Genomic DNA, 18,732 nt, shown 5'->3' on the forward strand with positions numbered 1-18,732 from the left:
GCGGAAAATTGACTCAAAGGGGTCATTTTTCGCCTTTTATCGTTCGTTATAATAAGGACGAGGGTTCGCGAAAAGAACAGAGTGCAGGGAGGCAGCCTTATGCAGCGTAGAAATGTCGAAGGGATTAAGAAATTCAGCGAGCAAAAGACGGTAGAGGCGTACCGCAAGGCCGCATCGGCCATTGAACGGTTGAGGAAGGAAAAGCTGAAGATTAATTTCAATACCGTATCGATCGAGGCTGGCGTGTCCAAGCCATTTCTGTATACCCATCCTGAGCTTCGCGACAAGATCGAATGGCTGCGCAGGCAAGAGCAGACGGAGACGAGCGAGAAATGCAGGCTGACGCAGCGGCTGGAGGAAGAGAACGAGAGGTTGCGAAAAGAAGTGCGGAGACTGCACGAAATTCTGAGAAAATCGAAGATACCCGTTGTTATTTAAAGTAAATGACGTGTTTGTTCATTATTTTATCAATATATTAGCCCTGGGGAGTCATTTTGAACGAAAACGACTTCTATACAATAATTCTTGTCGCTTGCGGCAAGGATTATTTTTTTTACGGAAAGGGAGTGCGGGAAGGTGGAATTTCCGACAATCGATTTCGGTTGGGTCGGCAACGGCAACCTGATCGGCATGATGGCGGTGCTGCACGTCATGATCAATCATGCCGTCGCTATCGGCGGGTCCGTTCTTATGGTATCCATGGAGTACGCTGCTTTCAAACGAGGGAACGAAAGGCTGGAGGCGTACGCCAGATGGCTGAGCAAATGGATTCTGATCATCACCACGACGGCGGGAGCGATGACGGGAGTAGGCATTTGGTTCACAACGACCGTTATACTGCCGAATGCAATCGGCTCGCTGCTGCGCATTTTTCATTGGGCTTGGTTTACGGAATGGCTGGTGTTCGTATCGGAAGTCGTATTGCTGTTGACGTATTTTTACACATGGGACCGCTGGAAGGGAGAGAAGAAAAAGCTGCATTTGTGGACCGGCCTTGCACTGTGCATCATGTCCTGGTTCACAATGGTAATCATTACCGGCATTTTGGCTGCCCAGATCAATCCAGGCGATTGGGTCGAGACGCTGTCGTTCTGGAGCGCATTTTTGAATACGACTTGGGTGCCTTCCACGTTGTTCCGCACCTTCGCCGCCATCACGCTGGGGGTTGCGGTACTGACGCCACTGAACCGGTGGTTTGTAAAAGACTCGCTTGACCGCCACATCGTCTTGAAGCTGTACGGCAAATGGCTCGTCGTTTCTGTGCCGCTGATGCTCGCATCCGGGTGGTGGTATCTAAAGACGCTGCCCGATCAAGCGCAAACGCTGGTCGTCTGGGCGTCGGGCATGAGCGACTTTACGTTCGCCTTTATCAACGTGCTCGGCCTGCTGCTTATGTTCGTGCTCGGCGTCATGCTGATGGATGGCCGGACGAAGTACCCGGTTGCGCTAACCGTATTCACGGCGGCGTTCTCGCTGCTGCTGATTACCGAGTTCGAGATCGTCCGGGAAAATATTCGCAAGCCGTATGTCATTTACAATTACATGTACGCCAACGGCGTGCTGAAAACGGATGTCGAGCGGTTTCGCAAGGATGGCGCGCTGGCGCAAGCGAAGCTATCTCCCGTCCGGGAGGTGACGGAGGCGAACAAGCTCCAGGCCGGGGAAGAGCTGTTCCGCATGCAGTGCATCGCCTGTCACAGCATCGATGGTCCGCGGCGCAGCCGGGTCATGACGGAAAGAGCGAAGGGCTGGAGCGAGGAAGCGCTGGCGTCCTTCATTCCGCAGATGCACAATATCCGTCCGGTCATGCCGCCGTTTGCGGGAACGGACGAGGAGGTCAAGGCGCTGGCCGCCTATATTCACAAGATGGTTTCGGAGAGGAACGGTGCAGAGTGAACGCCTATTTGACCGCCAAATCGCCAGTACCCAACGATCTGGGGCTGGCCATTCCGGGCGACCTGCCATTTTTCGAAGTGCTGATGGTCGTCGGCTTTATTCTTCATATCATTTTCGTCAACATTCTGGTAGCCGGCTCTGTGTCCGCGGTGTATAACGAGCTGAAAGGCATCGTCCGCAAGGATGCGGTTCTGGACCGCCTGGCGCAGCATATGGCGACGCACGTGTCGATTGTCAAAAGCATCGCCGTCGTGCTCGGCATTGCGCCGCTGCTGATCATCAGCACCATTTACACCCAGTTTTTTTATCCGTCGACGATCCTGATCGGCAAAATGTGGCTGCTGCTCATCCCGCTGCTGACTGTCGCGTTTCTGGCACTGTATGTCTATAAATTCACATGGGAACGCTGGCAGAAGCGCAAGGCGCTGCATCTTGGCTTCGGCCTATTCGGCACGTTGATCCTGCTGTTCGTACCGCTGCTGTTCATCACGAACGTGACCTCGATGCTCCATCCCGAGCTGTGGGACCCGGAGCGCGGCTTCTGGCGCTCGCTGTTCGCGTATCCGACCATCTGGCAGCGCTACCTTCACTTTATGGCGGCGAGCTTTACGATGCTCGGCCTGTTCCTGTACGGGTGGGCGAGACGCCGCGAGCGGAACGGCGCCGGAGCGGTCACGGAGGCGGCCAAGCGCTACGGCAAAACGATGGCGGCAGGCTTCACGCTGCTTCAACTGCTTGCAGGACCGCTGCTGCTGCTTAGCATGGACGGACGTGTCCGCCATGCGTTTATGGGCGGATCTGCGTTCCATACCGCGCTGCTCGCTACCGCGGTGCTGCTGGCTATCGGCTTATGCTGGCTGCTGGTCCGCCTGGTCAGGCAGGATGGGCGAAGGCTGTTCGCCGCCACCGTTACCGTGCTGCTGATCGTACTGACACTGATGAGCTGGATCCGGCACGAGGTGAGGGAGATTTACTTGCAGCCGTACATGGAGGAATCGCCGCGCACTGTACAAAAATAATGCCGGGGAAGGCTGCCGTGGAGGCGGCGTTTAGTAATAAGTAATCGGAAAAGGGCCATAGCAGGCTCTTTTCCATTACAACCTGTGATACCTGTAAAAATAAAGCACAGCGGGGTTGTATATAATTGCCAATCTGCTATAATAATATTGTTTCGTGCGAAACAAAAATACCGATATTGTTTTGTTCGAAACAAAAAATTCGTAACGGCAGTTGGAGAAAAGGAGAGGATACGAATGGATTATGAAGTGATCGTTGTCGGCGGAGGTCCGGTCGGCATGCTGTTGGCAGCGGAGCTGGCTTTGGCCGGAGTGAAGGTATGCGTGTTTGAGCGCTTGAAGGATACGACGCCGTATTCGCGGGCGCTGACGCTTCATCCCCGCTCGCTTGAACTGTTCGATTTGCGCGGCTTGAAGTCGAAGCTGATGAGCATCGGAAAGCCGCTTCCGACCGGACATTTTGCGGCGCTGGATACCCGCTTGGATTTTTCGGTATTGGATTCTTCCTCTAATTACACGCTGTATATTTCGCAGCACGATACCGAGAAAGTGCTGGAGGAGTGGGCGCAAAGTGTTGGCGTGGAAATTCGGCGGGAGACGGAGGTCGTGTCGGTGCGCCAGGATGCGCGAGGCGTAGAGGTCACTGCCGTCGGCGCGAAAGGGGAAGCCGTACTGACCGCAGCGTATGCTGTCGGCGCAGATGGGGCAGGAAGCCTTGTACGCAAGCAGGCGGGCATCCCGTTCGAAGGCACGGACGCGACCTTAACCGCGATGCTCGGAGACGTCGTACTGGCGTATCCGCCGGAAACGAACGGGCTTTCCCGCTTCACCGAGCACGGGCTGGTCATGATTGTCCCCGTAACGGACCGGCTTCATCGGGTCGTGATGATCGATCCCCTGAGGATGGGGGTGCCGAAGGAAGAACCAGTGACGCTCGAAGAGCTGCGTTCGGGGCTGGAGCGTATTCTCGGAAGCGATCTAGGCATCTCCGAGCCGTTCTGGCTGTCCCGCTACGGCAATGCGACACGTCAAGCGAAGCGTTACCGGGAGGGACGGATATTCCTCGCGGGGGATGCGGCGCATATTCATTTCCCGGCGGGAGGACAGGGGCTGAACGTAGGGCTGCAGGAAGCGATGAATCTTGGCTGGAAGCTGGCGGCGGAGCTGAAGGGGCAGGCTCCCGGATGGCTTCTGGACAGCTACCATACCGAGCGGTTCCCCGTAAATACGGCGCTGCTTCGCAATACACAGGCGCAAACGCTGCTGATGGGATTTGACTTCTCGCCGAGAATGATGGGACTGCGCAGCATGCTGTCCGATTTGCTTCGCATCCCCGAAGCGAATAAGGAATTAGCGGCCCAGATCGCGGCGTTCGATGTCCGGTATGCGCCGGATGAGGGGGCATTGCCGCACGCGTTGAACGGACGCCGCTTTACGGAATTGAAGCTGCGACTGGACAACGATACCGTTCGGAATGCTTATGAGCTGTTTCACTCCGGCTGCTTCGTTCTGCTTCATTTCGCTTCCGATGACCGGCTGAACGACGTCGTTCCTTGGGAGGGGTACGGTCATATCCAAGTTGTTCGCGCCTCGATCGCCGGAAGCGGGAACGAAGCCGAATGGGACGACGTGCATACGGCGCTGATTCGTCCGGACGGACATATAGCGTGGGCGGTTCCCCGATCTGAGCCGCAGCCGCTGGAAGCTATCAAACGGGGAATCGCCCGTTGGTGCGGAAGCCATCATATTTAAAGGTCTTATTGTTTTGTTCGAAACAATCGGTGTATAATTGGAAGGAGATGATGTGTGAAGAGGAGACCTCAAACCGATGTCGAAAACCCAACTTAACAAGCAGTGGATTTTTAAGCTATTCGTAGAACTTATCACGCAGCAGGAGACGAGAGACGGCAAATTTACCGTCCGATTCGCAGAAGAGAAGCGAAAGGTGGAATCCGAGCTGCGCCAGAAGCTGGATCTCAATTTGTCCGAGATTCACCTGATCGCCTGCATAGGGGACCACGGGCCCATCAACGTGACGACGATTTCGGAGAAAACGGATTTGACCAAAGGGTCCGTCACTCGGATCACCCAAAAGCTGCTAGCCTTGGATTTGATCAAAAAACAGCAGCTCCATGATAACAAGAAAGAGGTTTATTTTCGTTTAACGGCCAAAGGCCAGAAGCTGCATCTGATTCATGACCGCCTTCATCAGGATATCGAACAGCGGTTTATGCTCTTATTGGATAAATATACGCCGGAGCAATTGACCTTTGCCCGGGAGCTGCTGCAGGATTTGCTGGAATGGGATTACTGAGCGGTTAACAATTTGACTGCCGGCCGTCTCATCGGTACGGAAAAGGAGAATGGCGCCATGAGCATCGCCCAAACGATCAGGGAAAGAAGAAGTATCCGGACGTTCAACCAGACCCCTGTTCCCCAGGATCTGGTTCTGCAGCTGCTGAATGATGCGGTATGGGCGCCAAATCACGGCCTCCGGGAGCCTTGGCGGTTTATTTATGTGGGAAGCGCCGAGGGGAGGGACAAGCTGGCTGCCCTTACGCTTGAAGCCTCCGCCCACTTGAAACGGGTCAAGCTGCTGCCGTCCAAATTAAAAGAACTGATGCGAAAAAAGCTGGCCCAAATTCCGGCCAATCTGATCGTCGTCATGACGGAAGATAAAAACGAGCATAAAAGAGATGAAGATTTCGCCGCCGTCTGCTGCCTGATGCAAAATATGCAGCTGCTCGGATGGGAGCAAAAGCTCGGGATGATCTGGTCGACGGTTGACTTTATTCATTCCCCTGTGTTTCGCAGCGGACTTGGCGTCCGGGAAGGCGAACGGATCGTCGGCATCCTGCACATGGGGTATTTCGATAAAGTCCCCAAGCCGAAAACCCGGACGCCGGCGGAAGCTAAGCTTGTTGTATGGTAGGATCGTTCAAGAGGGGGAGAGCCCCCTCTTTTCTGCTTGCGGTTTCACCTGCGCTGAGACCAGGATCGAGACTACCAGCAGGGCGCAAGTATAATACACCAGACCGTTCCAGCCGAACCGGTTGAGAAAGAAGCCGCCCGACCAGCCGACCAAACTTGATCCCGCATAATAGAACAGCAGGTAAAAGGAAGAAGCCTGCGCTTTGAAATCTTTTACCGCCATTACGCCTACCCAGCCGCTCGCCACCGAATGACCGGCAAAAAAGCCGAACGCGACGATCGCAACCCCCAATACCTTGACGGCAAGAAGGCTGCTTAACGTCATCAGCGCGCCCAGAATAAAAATGGCAATCGCAAGGCCGAGAACCCGTCTTCGGGAATAACGGTCCGCCAGCTTTCCGAACCAGATCGAGCTCCAAGTCCCTACCAGATTGACTACGAACAGAAAGCCGAAAATCGTTTGGCTGACATGATACGGCGCTTGCGTAAGCGGGTAACCGATATAGTTCAACACCGTGATGTACCCGCCCATCAGCAGGAAGCCCGTAATAAACATGGATAGCAGATTTTTATCTGCCAGACTGGCCCGCATCCCGGCAAGCCATTGCCGCACGGACGTTTTGCTCGGGGTAAAGTTCCCGGAGGCCGGGAGATAGAACCAGAACCACAAGCTAAGTAGCAAGCTCACGATTCCCATCATGAGCATGGCGAATTGCCAATTGAAGAGATCAGTTAATCCTCCGATGATAATCCGGCCTATGAAACCGCCTATGGCCGTTCCCGCCACATAGACCCCGATAACTCTCCCGATGGCCCGGGGAGAAAATTCCTCATTCAAATAAGTCATGGCGATCGACGGAAAGCCTGCGATGCTGATGCCTTCCAGAAACCGAAAGACGAGGAAAGCCTGAAAATCATGGATAAAGGCCGAAGCGATGGCGAATATCGAAGTGAGCAGCAGCGAGAGGCTCATGATTCCTTTTCGACCCCAAATATTGGAGACGACCGTGAAAAACAGCAAGCTCATCCCCAAGGCGATGGTCGTTAACGAGATCGAAGCGCTGGCGGTTGCCGGCGAAACTTGATACTGCTGCGAAAATAAACTGATGAGCGGCTGCGGACTGTATAATATGGCAAACGTGACGATGCTCCCCAGCAGCATGCTGACCGAAGCCTTCCGATGCGCCGGGCTTCCGAGTTCGAGATAGTTCATCTTATGGCGCCTCCATCCGTTGAATTGACAATTCAAGTATAGGATTGACAAGAAGCGCTGTCTAATGCATTGTTTTTATTATAATGATGTTTTACGTGTAATAAGATACGGAGGGATCGGAATGGAATGGCAGCAGCTCGAATATTTTCATACGGTTGCCCGATTGCAGCATATGACTTTGGCGGCGCAGACGTTATGTATTACCCAACCGGCTTTAAGCCGCTCGATTGCCCGGCTGGAGAAAGAACTCGGCGTCCCGCTATTCGAGCGAAACGGCCGTGCGATCGCGCTCAATCGGTACGGACGCCTGTTTTTGAACCGTGTCAACCGGATCATGAACGAATATCAAGAGGGCAAGCGAGAGCTGGAGGATTTGATTCATCCGGAGCATGGGGAGGTATCCTTGGGATTTCTTCATACGCTCGGCGTCCACTCGATTCCGGATGTCATCCGGTCCTTTCGCTCGGCTTACCCGCAGATTCATTTTCAGCTGCATCAAAACAGCACCCAGTTCCTGCTGGATCAGCTCTCGGCAGGGGCGATCGACCTCTGTATGGCTGCCCCTCAAGAAACGAAGCACATCCAATGGGTCTCGTTATGGAACGAAGAGTTGTTTGTTATCGTTCCGGAAAATCACCCGCTTGCCGCTTCCGAATCCGTTCTGTTGGAGGACATACGCAGCGAGCCGTTGATTTCGTTCAAGAAAGGCTACGGACTGCGAAAAATTACCGACAAGCTGTTCGAAGAGGCCGGAATCGGTCCCGATATCCGGTTCGAAGGGGACGAGGTCCATACGATCGCCGGGCTTGTCGCGGCCGGTCTTGGCGTTGCCGTCATCCCCGATACGAAAGGAATCGAACGCGCCAACCTTTCATTCCTGCGCGTACGTTGGCCCGAGTGCCGCCGGGTAATCGGCATCGGCTGGATCGAAGGACGCTACCTGTCACCTGCGGCGGAGCGGTTCCGTGATTTTGTCATCGATTATTTCAGAAACTGACGTAACTGTCCTTCCGGCGGTTACGTTGCCTGAATTATTTATGAATTAATTCTTAATATGGGTCGTGGAGTACGCATTGATTGGCGGTCACCTTGACATTTTTGAACCGGCTAATATTGAGCATAATGTTCATTTGATCCGCCTCGTCTTGCAGGCCATCGCTCGGGGCGAAACTATCGCGGTGGACTCCGTACGCTAACGGAAAGCCCTCTTGTTTCAGCCTTTTTGGCAGCACAAGAGGGCGATTTTTTATGACGCGCTCCTGTTGGCGCTGCGCGAAAGTTGTCGAATAAAACCGGATCATCTGGTACAATATGGGTGAACCCTGCGATTAGGAGCGAGAGAGATGCCTGATGAAACGGATGCCTTACAAATACGGATCGAGCCTTGGGCGGAAGCAGATCTTGATCTGCTGTATCGCTTGAATACACCGGAGATGCTGGAGCATCTCGGAGGACCGGAGACGGAGGAGCAGCTTCTCGCGCGCCACAAGCGGTACGTTGAGATCGGGCCGAAGGGGACCGGCCGCATGTTCGGTATCGTCCTGCTGCCAAGTCTCGAAGCGGTCGGCAATATCGGGTACTGGGAGCGGAGCTGGCAAGGAGCGACCGTGTATGAGACCGGCTGGGGTGTTCTCCCGGCATACCAGGGCAAAGGCATCGCGACCATGGCAGCCGCGGCAGCCATGGCCAGCGCCAGGGCCGAGCGGAAGCACAGGTACATGCACGCTTTCCCGTCCGTCGATAACCCTGCATCCAACGCGATCTGCCGGAAGCTGGGCTTCCAGTTTGTTGCCGAATGCAGCTTTGAATACCCGCCGGGAAGCATCATGCGATGCAACGACTGGCGCTTGGACCTTGGCGAGAGTGAAGCGTAGTTATGAGATAGGGAGGATTCCAAAAGTGGAAGCGTTGATTGAGGAATACGATCGTGGATATAAGATGCTGCGGGAAGCCGCCGAAGGATTGACGGAAGAGGAGCTTCGTTTCAAGCCGGCGCCGGACAAATGGAGCATTCATGAAATTCTCATTCATCTTGCAGATTCCGAGCTGGTCTCGACACAGAGGCTGAAAAAAGTGTTGGCGGAGGACGAGCCGCTTATTATGTCGTGGGAACAGGACTTGTGGGTGAAAAACCTCGGGTATGAGAAGCAGGACCGTGAGCAGCATCTGCTCCTGTTTCAAATGCTGCGTGCCCATATGCAGCCTGTGCTCGCCCGTCTGACAGCCGAGCAATGCGAGCGGGTGGGCGTGTATGAAGACGGGGCGAGGTTTACCTTTCGTCAAATGCTGGAATACCGCGTCAAGCATGTCCGTATACACCTTGCGCAGATCGAGCGGGTGAAGGAGGCTTACCGGCAGAGCAGGGTATAAGCTTTTTGGAGGCCATCCCAACCACTTGGCATGGCCTCATGCATCGTTTTCCGCCAGATTATCCTTCCAGCACGTCCGCGTCCAATTCGCCTGCAATCTCCATCATTTTGGGGATCACCGCTTCATTGGAGCCGGATACGTAAATATCTCCCTGGTAATGACGGAAGGGGATCTTGCTATCGCCGCAGCTCCACATGAAAAAATCTCCCTCAATGGACATGGTAGTAACCCCTGTCACCGTAAACACCGAGGTATAGGCAAAGTCGGGTTTGGTCGAAAAATACTGTTTGCACTCCTCCAAAGAAATGCCTTGCTCCGAAGTTCCATTTTCTTTAAATTCCCTTGTAATCCGATAACGTTTGCTCATGGAAATCCTCCTATTTCGTTCTTCAAATATTTATTTCCGGTGATGATGTCATTGACTCGCTGGATCGTCGTCCCGGTTCTGGGGACATCAGCGGTTCTATGGAGCAGCAGCCACCGGAGACATGCAATCGCTTCAAACCTTAGCATTTCTTCCGCATCGAATTCACTACCCGATAAATAGGCATTCCGGAATGCAGAGGCCAGCATTTCTCCATTGTAAATATGGATCAAGAAGCTCGACCAAGCCAAATCGTACCTGGCGTCCCCTAATTGCGCATTGGTCCAGTCGATGATAGTGTACTTTCCTTGGATGTCGAGGATGTTGCCCAAATTAAAGTCGCCGTGGATCAGCTTGTTTCGTTTCAGCCCGGAGCTTGTAACCAACGGGAGCAGTTCGGCCTGGATATCTGGATGCTCTTCAATTCCCGGATAGAAATAAGGAATGAAATCGTATGTTTTAAGGAGCGCAGGCCCCAGCTCCCGAACCGGTAATCGATGCAGTCCCAGCAGCAAGTCGGCGAAATCTTTTACGTGTCGGTTCGTGACTATTGAAGGCGGGCTGCCATCGTAGCTCGTCAACAATACTTTATGCCGGGAAGGGGTATATCCCCATCCATAAGACGTGGAGACGGAAATACCTCTGTGGCGAAGTGCATCCAGCAAGTCATGTTGAAAACGTACATCCGGATTCGAAGCTTTGTTCCATATTTTAAGCACAGCGCAGTCCGTACGGGAACAAAATTTCAGCACGTTGGCTTCCAGTCCGGCCGGTAGGGGGGTAACGGTTAGTTCTTGGCCCAGCAATTCGTCAACGAAGCTCGTTTTCTCGACCCAAATAACCTCGTCCAGATGCTCCACATTTAACCTCCTGTCTCATCCTAAACGCGATGTTCCGAGGTATCCATATCAATTCCAAAAATGGAAAATTCGTACGGAAGCCGGTTCGAAGAACCATTCGGCAGCTCGTCGATTGGTAGCAGCCTATTGCAGCCCGAGCTCTTGACAAAGCTCAACCAATTGATGCACGCCATAGAACTGCTGGCGATTACGCTGATGGATGCTTACCAGCGCATTTTCCGTGACCTTTTTCGCTTGTTCGATGCTGTGATGCTCCACGGCTTGGACGATTTCCTTCATATTATCCAGAAAATAGACGGTCCGGCGCAGCGTGCGAATGAGCAAGATTTGCCGCACATGCATCGGCGTGAAAATCCGGTAGCCATTCTCGGGATCGCGTTCCGGCGAGATGAGCCCTTCCTTCTCCCAATGCCGGATCGCCGAATCCTGTACTCCGGTGAAAGCGGCGACTTCGCCAATGCTCATGTGGGTTTTCGGCTTTTTGTTCGCGGCGAGAGGGAGCTCCGGATTTTGCAGCAGCTCCAGTGTCTGGTCAGCAGCGGTCTTTTCGTGATGCAGGTTCGCTTGCTCTTTGTTGACGAGCCAGAAGGCGGTGTCCACATCTCCGTTTTGAATGAGGCGAAGCACTTGGCACGTGAGCCCGACGCCAAAGGCAGGAAACATCGCGCGAAGGCATCGAAAGTAGGCCAAATGCACCTTGGTATACAGGCGGTACCCGTTCGGAGCGCGGTCGGGTGCCGGAACGACACCCCAAGACTCATAATGCCGCAAAGCGCTCGTGCTAATGTGCAGTTCTCTGGCAATCTCGATCGGCTTGTAATACCGCATCTCCAGGCCTCCTTCACAAACGAAGCGAAAGTAGATTTCTACTATATCAAAAGCGTCTCATCTAAGCAAACCTTGAATTAAAAGATTCAAGTAAAGATAAATTGTATGATGAAGGCTAGGTTCACGAGGCTTTTTCTATTCCAAATAAATGACCGGGCCCACGAAGGTAACGTTAAGTTGACCGCGCAGTTGAAATTTGAAAAATCAGGAACGTTCGTTCTATAATTAAGGCGACAAGCGCAGCAGGCCGCGACAAACCCTGCCAATACAGCATAAAGGAGTCGGGTACCGAATGAGCGAACCGGACTGGAAGGAAGTAGAGGAAAGGCTATTCCAAGAGAGTGTTTCCACCATAAAGCAGTTTTAGGCTGAGCATGCAAACGAAGAAATCTGTTATTTCGCCTTTGATTCCGAGCCGTACTACGGTTACGTACTCCTATGCTTTGACACAACAGAGAACTCTGTTATGGAGGCGAAACGCTCAGCCGAGAGGGCGCTTATCTTTACTGCTCAATCCATAGAGAAAGGCATGAATTGGCAAATGGCCAATTCGTACATGACCAGCACCAATGTGCTGCCGTTTACCAATAATACTGGCGATTTTAAGTACCAAGGCTACACGCAGGTCGACTTTCAGGGCTGGCAGGAATTTGCAGACAGTGATGCTTATCCGAAGGGATATTCGGAAGACCAGGATTATTTGGAAGGCAATCTGTCCATTGTTTTCTGGAGAGTGATTGACCGGCTGATCCGGGAGAATCACTTTTCCGTTCTGAAAATGGCCTCTCCGTTTTTCGCAGGTTACGGGTTTCATGATCGGGATCAGGTTCTGCTCAGAATAATCAATTGGGGCAATGAAGAGGGCCGAATGTGACGCCGGAATCAATATTTTTAATATAAACGTCAGAGACCTTCAAGTCCTCGAAGGTCTCTTTTGCGTTGCCCGGACGAAAGCTCTACGACAACTTGCCAATTCAGGACATATGTCCTTTCCCAATCCTTCGATCTGTCATTTAATAATGGAAAAATGTATAGTTGGGGAGAGGGAAGATATGCGAGGGAGTTTATTTGCGTTTTTGGGCGGGGGCTTTATTACCCTGCAAGGAGTAGCCAACTCCCGGATTAGTCAAGACATCGGCACATGGCAAGCGGCGACGCTCACCCAGTTCACCGGATTCATTGCGGCGCTGCTGATCCTGATCTTCGTCCGCGACGGGAGTTTGCAGGGATTCAAGCAAGTAAAGCCGCTATACTTGACCGGCGGCGCTTTCGGGGCGGTCGTTATTTTCAGCAACGTCACGGCCATACATCAGATCGGCGTAACCTTGACGATTGCCGTTTTGCTGATCGCTCAGCTGGGTTTGACTTTCATCATTGACTGCAACGGATGGTTCGGCGTGGCGAAGCAGAAGATGGGGCTGCCGCAGTTCATCGGGATTGCGATGATGATCGCCGGTGTGGTTATCCTGAAATTTTGATTGCTGCAAGTTGAAGCTGGAGGCCGGAGTATGAAGGAAATTCAAGATCGTGAGCAATTGAATCATTATTTGCGGGCATTTCAGCTCGACTCCGTATTTCACGAACCGTTGCTGCCGCATTTGTCGCTGTACGGCTTCGAGCAGGGGGATCTCATCTGCACCCAAGGCCAAGCACCGGAGTATCTGTACGTGCTTGTGAACGGGAAGATCAAGATCTATACCACCTCGTCGGAGGGCAAAACGCTCGTTCTTTCTTTCAAGACGCCGCTTGAGGTGATCGGGGACGTCGAATACGTGCGCGGGACACCCATTCTCAATACGGTCGAGGCCGTATCGTCCGTCCATATGATCGGCATCCAGTACCGCTGGCTGCACAAATACGGAAAAGATCATGCGCCGCTGCTGCGGTTTTTGCTGGAAATCATTACGCAGAAGTTTTACATCAAATCCAATTCGCTCAGCTTTAATCTGATGCATCCGGTGGAAGTGCGTTTGGCCAGCTATCTATTGTCCGTCACCTCCGACGAATCCGATTCCCGATTGGAAGGGCAGCAAAGCGAGGTCAGTCTGTCGGACGCGGCGAATTTCATCGGCACAAGCTACAGACATTTGAACCGGGTCATCCGGCAGTTTTGCAACAAAGGTCTCGTTGAGCGCGACAAAGGGGTTATCGTGGTGAAAGACAGGAATGGATTAAGCGCGTTGGCAGGTCATAACATTTACGAGCACCATCGGGGAAAAGGGGGAACGCGATTATGATGGTAGGACTATTTTTGTCGCTTATCGCAGGCTCGCTGGTCGGGCTGCAAAATATTTTTAACAGCAAGGTGAACGAGCGCGCGAGCTCTTGGGCTACGACGACATTGGTGTTGGGACTGGGCTTTCTGGCTTCGCTGACGCTCGGTCTGATTGTTGAGGGAACGGATTTATTTGCCCCGCATCCGATGCAGACCTGGTATTGGTTTAGCGGTTTGATCGGCGTAGGGGTGGTCACCTGTGTGGTGCAGGGGATAAGGCTGCTTGGTCCTACGTTTGCCGTCTCGATCGTGATGGCGGCGCAGCTCGGGTTTGCATTGTTGTGGGACTCGATGGGATGGCTCGGTCTGGACAAGGTTCCTTTTACGTTCAGCAAGCTGATCGGAGTGCTGGTCATCGTCGGCGGGATCGTTGTGTTTAAATTGGGCGGCAAAAGCGGGGCGCCGCGGGAGGCGTCCAAGGTGCCTTCGGGCCGTTCCTGACAAGGGCAGGCCTATTTAAAGCCCGCCCGTTCGTTTCTTTTCATCTTCATGCGTTCTTTGATGTAGTAATATACGGTCGTTACGGCAAAGATAAAGAGCAATTGCGCGATAACAAAACTTGTCATGCCTTCATCTCCTTTCGGGAAACGAGAAGGAGCAATTTCTTCCGGTCCAGCCAAAGCAGCACAAAGCACATGACCGCAAGCACCGTACTCAAATCCTGCACGCCGATGTCAAAGCAGTAATTGACCAGCATAACATTCACGGCAATCGGAAAATAGATGAGGGCTCCCAAGGTGGCCGTCCTTGGAAACAACAGCAGAATCGCCGCACCAACCTCGCCCAAGCCGATAAACATTTCGTATACTTTGGAATACCCGAAGAACGTCCAAGCTAGGGCGAAGCCTTCGCCCTTGGCCGCGGCGATCTCCGCCGTCGGTTCGCCGAATTGTCCGAAGACCAGCTTGACGAGTCCGTACAGAAGGAACATGCTGGCCAGAAAATACCGTATCGTGGCCGGAATCGATTGTCGAAGCACGCGATAGATCAAAGTTCAACCCTCCAATGAATTAATCCGTACTTAAAAACCGCTCCCTCATATCAGGAGTAGGCATCATGCAGGAGCTCTGCTTGCCGAACCAGCGATAGCGCCGCCGTGCAAACCAGCGATAGAACAGGTCCCTGAGTGGCCGAGGAATGACGATAGCCAAGTAAGCCGCCTTCCATAATCCGTCCAGACGCCTTGCGATACGCAGCACCGCGGTTGATTCGGTATACGTCCTCTCCCGTTCGATCAGTACGATCGAATCTGTTCCCAGGGCTTCAGGGAAGGCTGCAAGCAACGCGCTGCCGGCGCTCGACTGTTGTGAGGCAAAACGAAAGTATCCGCTGCGGTCGCGCTTGATGATAAACTGAACCGACCGGTTGCAAAAATTACACACGCCGTCGAACAAAATAACCCCGTGTTTCTTAGGGTCCTCCATACTCCCCCCCCTCCTGATTGGAATTCAATCTCTCTTGTTCCAGAATAACGTTGCAAGGTTAAATTGAAGTCAGGTTCAAGTTTAAATTTCGTTTAATTTTTTGGATTACATCAATCCGCTGCCTCCGGCTGCTCCGTATGCATGCGAAATAACTGAATATATAGTCCGATACTGATGCATGCAACTGCCAAAATGATACTGAAAATTCCCATAGGCGGTACCCAACTGGACAGGAAAACCGTCATCGGCGCCAGAAATCTCCCGATCGTCGCCTGCAAGCTGTCGGCTGCCATGTACTGTCCTCTTGCATGATCGGGGGCATAGTGGCTAATAAAGCTCTGGGTGACCGGAGAGCGTACAATTTCACCAAAGGTGAAGATGATCGTTATGAAAAACAAAAACCATATATTGGTGCCCAGTCCGAGGGCGAAGGTGCCTACTCCGGACAACAGCGACGATAAAATGAACACATTTCGCTCTTTCCAATGGCGGAACCATTTTGTCACAGGAAGCACAAACAGGACAAACATCAGACCGTTTAGCCCCAGCACCCAGCCAAAGATCTCCGTACTGGACAGCACTAGAGAATCATCCTTCCATGCGAACAGAGCCTGGGCAGGGACCTCGTTGATGACGTATACGGCCAAATATAGATCCAATTGCATAATGGGGATCAGAGCAAAGATGCCAGCCAAAATATAAACAAGGAACACTTTATCGCGAAAAATGATACCGTATCCCTTCAATTGCTCCTTGAATACGCGGGTAATCGGAACGGAGCTATCCGGACTGCTTTTTGCCGACTGCGGCAGCGTTTCATGAACAATGAAATACATTGCGATGAAATACAGCAGCAGGACCACGGAGCAGGTCCACAACAGCTCTTGCCGGTACTGGAAGAAGAAGATCGCTCCAAGCGCAGGTCCGAGCACGGCGCCAATGTTATTCGCCGTCACGAACGTTGCGAAGATCTGGCGACGTTCGTGCGCGGGCACCAGATCGGCCACCATAGCGGAGCTTCCAGGCCTGTAGATGGCTCCACCCAGCCCAATGCCGATAAACGCGATATAATCCATCCAATGGGACGACGACATCGCGAATAAGGCAAACATCACCGTCTGAAGCGAAGCGCCCAGCAGCATTACGGGACGCCTTCCTAACCGGTCGGCCAAAGCTCCCCCGAGCAGACTTCCGATGATGCTGAATATCGGAGGGATGGCCATCAAAATGCCGGCGATATGGCTGCCTAACGCCGCGCCAAAATAGACCGTGATAAACGGATAGTACATCCAAAACAGCAGGTTAAAGAGCCCTTCGCCAAATAACCGCACTTTCAAATTGGGATTCCATAAACGGATTTGCACTTCAAAACCTTATCCTTTCCACAACGAAACTTGTCAGGTTTCCCGGCCGGGTATACAAACTATAGAACGTTATCCAGAAAAAGTATAGACTTATAATTATGAATGGTTTATACTAATAATAATGAAAATTGAATAAGCCGAGCTTTATTTTAACTGCTTCAAAAATCGAACATTTGTTCTGAAATGTGAAAGACGCTTCCATCGGAAGCGTCTTTTTTGATGTAGTTGCATTAGGGGAATGGTATGTTAAAATTATCCTTATTCGGAATGATAAGGAGGGGTGTTAATGACAACGGGAGTCTGGAACTTTGTTTCATGTTCCGGGTAGCCGTTGTTTTTATTGATGTCATGTATGGAGCGAGGTGATCGGGCGCGTGCGGAGCATTCCGGCAAATCCATTGACCAGAATGAGTGTGAATTACCAGCTGATTTTGCTGTTTTTGCTCATGGTCAGTCCTGTTTTTATACTGCAATGGTACGGAAATATGAAGGCCGAGCAAATTTTGAAGCGGAACGTGACGAATGCCTACCTGGAATTAAACAAGCAGAATTGGAATCTGCTCAATCGGGACATGGAGTCGATCAATCGCATCACCATGACGATTATCCAAAATCCGCTCACGCAGCAGATGCTTCCGGACGATACGGACACGGTTGTGACGCGGGTCGGCAAATACGAGGCCTTGGACAAGCTGCTCAAAAGCTACTCGATCGGGGGAGATGACGGCGGAGCCGTAGCATTTTCCTTATACGTCAACGATCCTAACGACGATTATTCGTTTGCACCGAAAGTCAGACAGGCCTCGCAGGCAGGCGTTTTTTTCGTTTCGGATCGGAATCAGCCGGTTTGGTTTCGGGAAGCGCTTCAAAAGCAAGGCAAGGGCGAGCTCAAAATTATCGATCATTTCGATCCGTCGTCCGACCAAGGAACGCTGAGTTACGTCCGTGCCGTGAACAATATCTCGCATGGAAATGGCGTGATCGGCGTTTTGGTGGTGACCAAGCTTGAAAGAATGATCGAGAACGATTTTCGCAGCGTTCATTTGCCGGATGGAGAAATTTATTTAACCGACGGGTCCGACCGGATTCTTGCGTCAACGACGAAAGACGCGGGAAGCAAGCTTCCGCTTCCGCCCGACGCCAAGGACATGACTACTATGGAAGGCATTCTGGACACCGTGCACTCGGATTATATTTACGTCGTCAACTACAGCTATTTGCTCCAGCAAAAGCTGGTTTACCGCATTCCCATCCACTCCTTGCTTCAGCAGCAAAGCGAGCTGAAACGGGTGATTCAATTCATTTCCGTCGCTTATTCGGTACTGGCGTTTGTCGTCATGATGTATTTCTGGAGATCGTTAATGAATCCGATGCAGAAGCTGGTTCATGTTATAAGGAGCTATGTGCCGGGCAAACCGGTGCGGAAAACGGCCGCGCGCAGGAGAAACGACGAGCTCGGTGTGCTGATTTCCTCCGTCTATGACATGGCCGACCGGCTGAATCATCTCGTGAACGACAAGTATCAGCACGAAATCAAGCAAAAGGAAGCGCAGCTGCAAATTTTGTATCAGCAAATTAATCCTCACTTGCTGTATAACACGCTGGAAAGCATTTATTGGAAAAGCACGCTGGAAGGCAAGGGCGAATCCGCGGAGATGATCAAAGAATTGTCCAAGCTGATGAAGATCGGATTAAGCAGGGGCAGAGAGCTGATTACGATCGGCGAAGAGATGGAGCATGCCGCCGCCTATATCAGCCTGCAGCAGCGGAGGTACGAGCATACGTTTCGTGTGGAATGGAAGATCATGGAGGACGTGCGTGCGCTGCTGATCCCGAAGATTACGCTCCAGCCGTTAATTGAAAATGCTATTATTCACGGCGTGAAAAATATGGGGGAAGACGGGGAAATCGTCATATCCGCCGAACGACAGAACGACGACAAGGTGATAGTCCGCGTGGAAGATAACGGCTTTAGGGAAGCGGATCTTAACGCGATCCGCCGAGCGCTGCACGAGGAGCAGCCGGACCCGTCCTTGGGATACGGCATACGCAACATTCATCAGCGGGTCCGGCTGCATTTCGGCGCTGCATACGGGCTCGACTATACGAGAAATCAACCGCACGGAACGGTTGCCACAATCACTTTGCCCAAGCGCGAAGCCGTTTCGGCTGAACAATAAATGGGCGAGGA

Annotated in this window: 21 protein-coding genes; 14 read left to right on the forward strand and 7 right to left on the reverse strand. The window is 52.4% G+C overall.

Features of this window, described 5'->3' with window-relative positions; translation table 11 throughout:
* The first annotated feature begins 99 nt into the window (after positions 1-99).
* From KQX66_RS04280 to KQX66_RS04305, 6 genes are all read left to right on the forward strand, one after another.
* Positions 100-438, forward strand: a complete 339-nt coding sequence (locus tag KQX66_RS04280) for a DUF6262 family protein (protein ID WP_216790158.1) — start codon at positions 100-102, stop codon at positions 436-438.
* A gap of 138 nt (positions 439-576) precedes the next feature.
* Positions 577-1,896, forward strand: a complete 1,320-nt coding sequence (locus KQX66_RS04285) for a c-type cytochrome (protein WP_216790161.1) — start codon at positions 577-579, stop codon at positions 1,894-1,896.
* Positions 1,893-2,915 (forward strand): cytochrome c class I, encoded by a 1,023-nt coding sequence (locus tag KQX66_RS04290; protein WP_216790164.1) that lies wholly within the window; start codon positions 1,893-1,895, stop codon positions 2,913-2,915. The genes KQX66_RS04285 and KQX66_RS04290 overlap by 4 nt, the downstream gene beginning before the upstream one ends.
* A 234-nt stretch (positions 2,916-3,149) precedes the next feature.
* Positions 3,150-4,664 (forward strand): monooxygenase, encoded by a 1,515-nt coding sequence (locus tag KQX66_RS04295; RefSeq protein ID WP_216790166.1) that lies wholly within the window; start codon positions 3,150-3,152, stop codon positions 4,662-4,664.
* 76 nt (positions 4,665-4,740) lie between these two features.
* Positions 4,741-5,226, forward strand: coding sequence for a MarR family transcriptional regulator (locus KQX66_RS04300; protein ID WP_216790169.1), 486 nt, complete (start codon positions 4,741-4,743; stop codon positions 5,224-5,226).
* A 57-nt stretch (positions 5,227-5,283) separates the two neighbouring features.
* Entirely contained in the window at positions 5,284-5,844 is a 561-nt protein-coding gene (locus tag KQX66_RS04305) for a nitroreductase family protein (RefSeq protein ID WP_216790171.1), read from the forward strand.
* Between the two features lie 6 nt (positions 5,845-5,850).
* On the opposite strand, the gene KQX66_RS04310 is transcribed toward KQX66_RS04305, so the two are convergent.
* The gene (locus KQX66_RS04310) at positions 5,851-7,056 is read right to left on the reverse strand and encodes an MFS transporter (RefSeq protein WP_216790174.1); all 1,206 of its coding nucleotides are present in this window, start codon (positions 7,054-7,056) and stop codon (positions 5,851-5,853) included.
* A gap of 121 nt (positions 7,057-7,177) precedes the next feature.
* Between KQX66_RS04310 and KQX66_RS04315 the strand changes: the two genes are divergently transcribed.
* The 3 genes from KQX66_RS04315 (at position 7,178) to KQX66_RS04325 (ending at position 9,426) form a co-directional block, all read left to right on the forward strand.
* Complete coding sequence (locus KQX66_RS04315; RefSeq protein ID WP_216790177.1) at positions 7,178-8,053, forward strand: LysR family transcriptional regulator; 876 nt, start codon at positions 7,178-7,180, stop codon at positions 8,051-8,053.
* Between the two features lie 346 nt (positions 8,054-8,399).
* On the forward strand, positions 8,400-8,930 hold the full coding sequence (locus KQX66_RS04320; protein WP_216790179.1) for a GNAT family N-acetyltransferase: 531 nt from the start codon (positions 8,400-8,402) through the stop codon (positions 8,928-8,930).
* 25 nt (positions 8,931-8,955) lie between these two features.
* Entirely contained in the window at positions 8,956-9,426 is a 471-nt protein-coding gene (locus tag KQX66_RS04325) for a DinB family protein (protein ID WP_216790181.1), read from the forward strand.
* A gap of 58 nt (positions 9,427-9,484) precedes the next feature.
* Here KQX66_RS04325 and KQX66_RS04330 read toward each other — a convergent pair whose 3' ends face one another.
* From KQX66_RS04330 to KQX66_RS04340, 3 genes are all read right to left on the reverse strand, one after another.
* Positions 9,485-9,793: a hypothetical protein gene (locus KQX66_RS04330; protein WP_216790183.1), complete on the reverse strand. Its 309-nt coding sequence runs from the start codon at positions 9,791-9,793 to the stop codon at positions 9,485-9,487.
* Entirely contained in the window at positions 9,790-10,650 is an 861-nt protein-coding gene (locus tag KQX66_RS04335) for an aminoglycoside phosphotransferase family protein (protein ID WP_216790185.1), read from the reverse strand. Before KQX66_RS04335 ends, KQX66_RS04330 begins: the two co-directional genes overlap by 4 nt.
* 123 nt (positions 10,651-10,773) lie before the next feature.
* Positions 10,774-11,478, reverse strand: coding sequence for a MerR family transcriptional regulator (locus tag KQX66_RS04340; RefSeq protein WP_216790187.1), 705 nt, complete (start codon positions 11,476-11,478; stop codon positions 10,774-10,776).
* Between the two features lie 466 nt (positions 11,479-11,944).
* On the opposite strand from KQX66_RS04340, the gene KQX66_RS04345 reads away from it, so the two are divergent.
* From KQX66_RS04345 to KQX66_RS04360, 4 genes are all read left to right on the forward strand, one after another.
* Positions 11,945-12,352 carry a hypothetical protein gene (locus tag KQX66_RS04345; RefSeq protein WP_216790190.1) on the forward strand — a complete coding sequence of 136 codons (408 nt, stop codon included), beginning with the start codon at positions 11,945-11,947 and terminating at the stop codon, positions 12,350-12,352.
* 178 nt (positions 12,353-12,530) lie between these two features.
* Entirely contained in the window at positions 12,531-12,956 is a 426-nt protein-coding gene (locus KQX66_RS04350) for a DMT family transporter (protein ID WP_216790192.1), read from the forward strand.
* Between the two features lie 30 nt (positions 12,957-12,986).
* Positions 12,987-13,715: a Crp/Fnr family transcriptional regulator gene (locus KQX66_RS04355; RefSeq protein WP_216790194.1), complete on the forward strand. Its 729-nt coding sequence runs from the start codon at positions 12,987-12,989 to the stop codon at positions 13,713-13,715.
* Positions 13,712-14,194, forward strand: a complete 483-nt coding sequence (locus KQX66_RS04360; protein ID WP_216790196.1) for a DMT family transporter — start codon at positions 13,712-13,714, stop codon at positions 14,192-14,194. Before KQX66_RS04355 ends, KQX66_RS04360 begins: the two co-directional genes overlap by 4 nt.
* Positions 14,195-14,315: 121 nt before the next feature.
* On the opposite strand, the gene KQX66_RS04365 is transcribed toward KQX66_RS04360, so the two are convergent.
* The 3 genes from KQX66_RS04365 to KQX66_RS04375 all read right to left on the reverse strand — a co-directional run bounded on the left by KQX66_RS04365 (position 14,316) and on the right by KQX66_RS04375 (position 16,541).
* Complete coding sequence (locus KQX66_RS04365) at positions 14,316-14,684, reverse strand: hypothetical protein (protein ID WP_253956931.1); 369 nt, start codon at positions 14,682-14,684, stop codon at positions 14,316-14,318.
* A gap of 79 nt (positions 14,685-14,763) precedes the next feature.
* Positions 14,764-15,177: a thiol-disulfide oxidoreductase DCC family protein gene (locus tag KQX66_RS04370; protein ID WP_216790200.1), complete on the reverse strand. Its 414-nt coding sequence runs from the start codon at positions 15,175-15,177 to the stop codon at positions 14,764-14,766.
* Positions 15,178-15,287: 110 nt separating this feature from the next.
* Positions 15,288-16,541: an MDR family MFS transporter gene (locus KQX66_RS04375; protein ID WP_216790203.1), complete on the reverse strand. Its 1,254-nt coding sequence runs from the start codon at positions 16,539-16,541 to the stop codon at positions 15,288-15,290.
* Between the two features lie 374 nt (positions 16,542-16,915).
* On the opposite strand from KQX66_RS04375, the gene KQX66_RS04380 reads away from it, so the two are divergent.
* Complete coding sequence (locus KQX66_RS04380) at positions 16,916-18,721, forward strand: cache domain-containing sensor histidine kinase (RefSeq protein WP_216790205.1); 1,806 nt, start codon at positions 16,916-16,918, stop codon at positions 18,719-18,721.
* Positions 18,722-18,732: the final 11 nt, after the last annotated feature.

This window comes from Paenibacillus oleatilyticus (genome assembly GCF_018998565.1).
GTDB classification, from domain to species: Bacteria; Bacillota; Bacilli; order Paenibacillales; family NBRC-103111; genus Paenibacillus_G; species Paenibacillus_G oleatilyticus.

Excerpts from the sequence above, each read along its gene's own strand:
- KQX66_RS04320 (WP_216790179.1), top strand. The coding sequence starts at position 8,400 with ATGCCTGATGAAACGGATGCCTTACAAATACGGATCGAGCCTTGGGCG.
- KQX66_RS04305 (WP_216790171.1), top strand. The coding sequence starts at position 5,284 with ATGAGCATCGCCCAAACGATCAGGGAAAGAAGAAGTATCCGGACGTTC.
- KQX66_RS04370 (WP_216790200.1), bottom strand. The coding sequence starts at position 15,177 with ATGGAGGACCCTAAGAAACACGGGGTTATTTTGTTCGACGGCGTGTGT.
- KQX66_RS04300 (WP_216790169.1), top strand. The coding sequence starts at position 4,741 with ATGTCGAAAACCCAACTTAACAAGCAGTGGATTTTTAAGCTATTCGTA.
- KQX66_RS04315 (WP_216790177.1), top strand. The coding sequence starts at position 7,178 with ATGGAATGGCAGCAGCTCGAATATTTTCATACGGTTGCCCGATTGCAG.
- KQX66_RS04350 (WP_216790192.1), top strand. The coding sequence starts at position 12,531 with ATGCGAGGGAGTTTATTTGCGTTTTTGGGCGGGGGCTTTATTACCCTG.
- KQX66_RS04365 (WP_253956931.1), bottom strand. The coding sequence starts at position 14,684 with ATGTTCCTTCTGTACGGACTCGTCAAGCTGGTCTTCGGACAATTCGGC.
- KQX66_RS04340 (WP_216790187.1), bottom strand. The coding sequence starts at position 11,478 with ATGCGGTATTACAAGCCGATCGAGATTGCCAGAGAACTGCACATTAGC.
- KQX66_RS04360 (WP_216790196.1), top strand. The coding sequence starts at position 13,712 with ATGATGGTAGGACTATTTTTGTCGCTTATCGCAGGCTCGCTGGTCGGG.
- KQX66_RS04330 (WP_216790183.1), bottom strand. The coding sequence starts at position 9,793 with ATGAGCAAACGTTATCGGATTACAAGGGAATTTAAAGAAAATGGAACT.
- KQX66_RS04310 (WP_216790174.1), bottom strand. The coding sequence starts at position 7,056 with ATGAACTATCTCGAACTCGGAAGCCCGGCGCATCGGAAGGCTTCGGTC.
- KQX66_RS04355 (WP_216790194.1), top strand. The coding sequence starts at position 12,987 with ATGAAGGAAATTCAAGATCGTGAGCAATTGAATCATTATTTGCGGGCA.
- KQX66_RS04345 (WP_216790190.1), top strand. The coding sequence starts at position 11,945 with ATGGAGGCGAAACGCTCAGCCGAGAGGGCGCTTATCTTTACTGCTCAA.
- KQX66_RS04280 (WP_216790158.1), top strand. The coding sequence starts at position 100 with ATGCAGCGTAGAAATGTCGAAGGGATTAAGAAATTCAGCGAGCAAAAG.
- KQX66_RS04295 (WP_216790166.1), top strand. The coding sequence starts at position 3,150 with ATGGATTATGAAGTGATCGTTGTCGGCGGAGGTCCGGTCGGCATGCTG.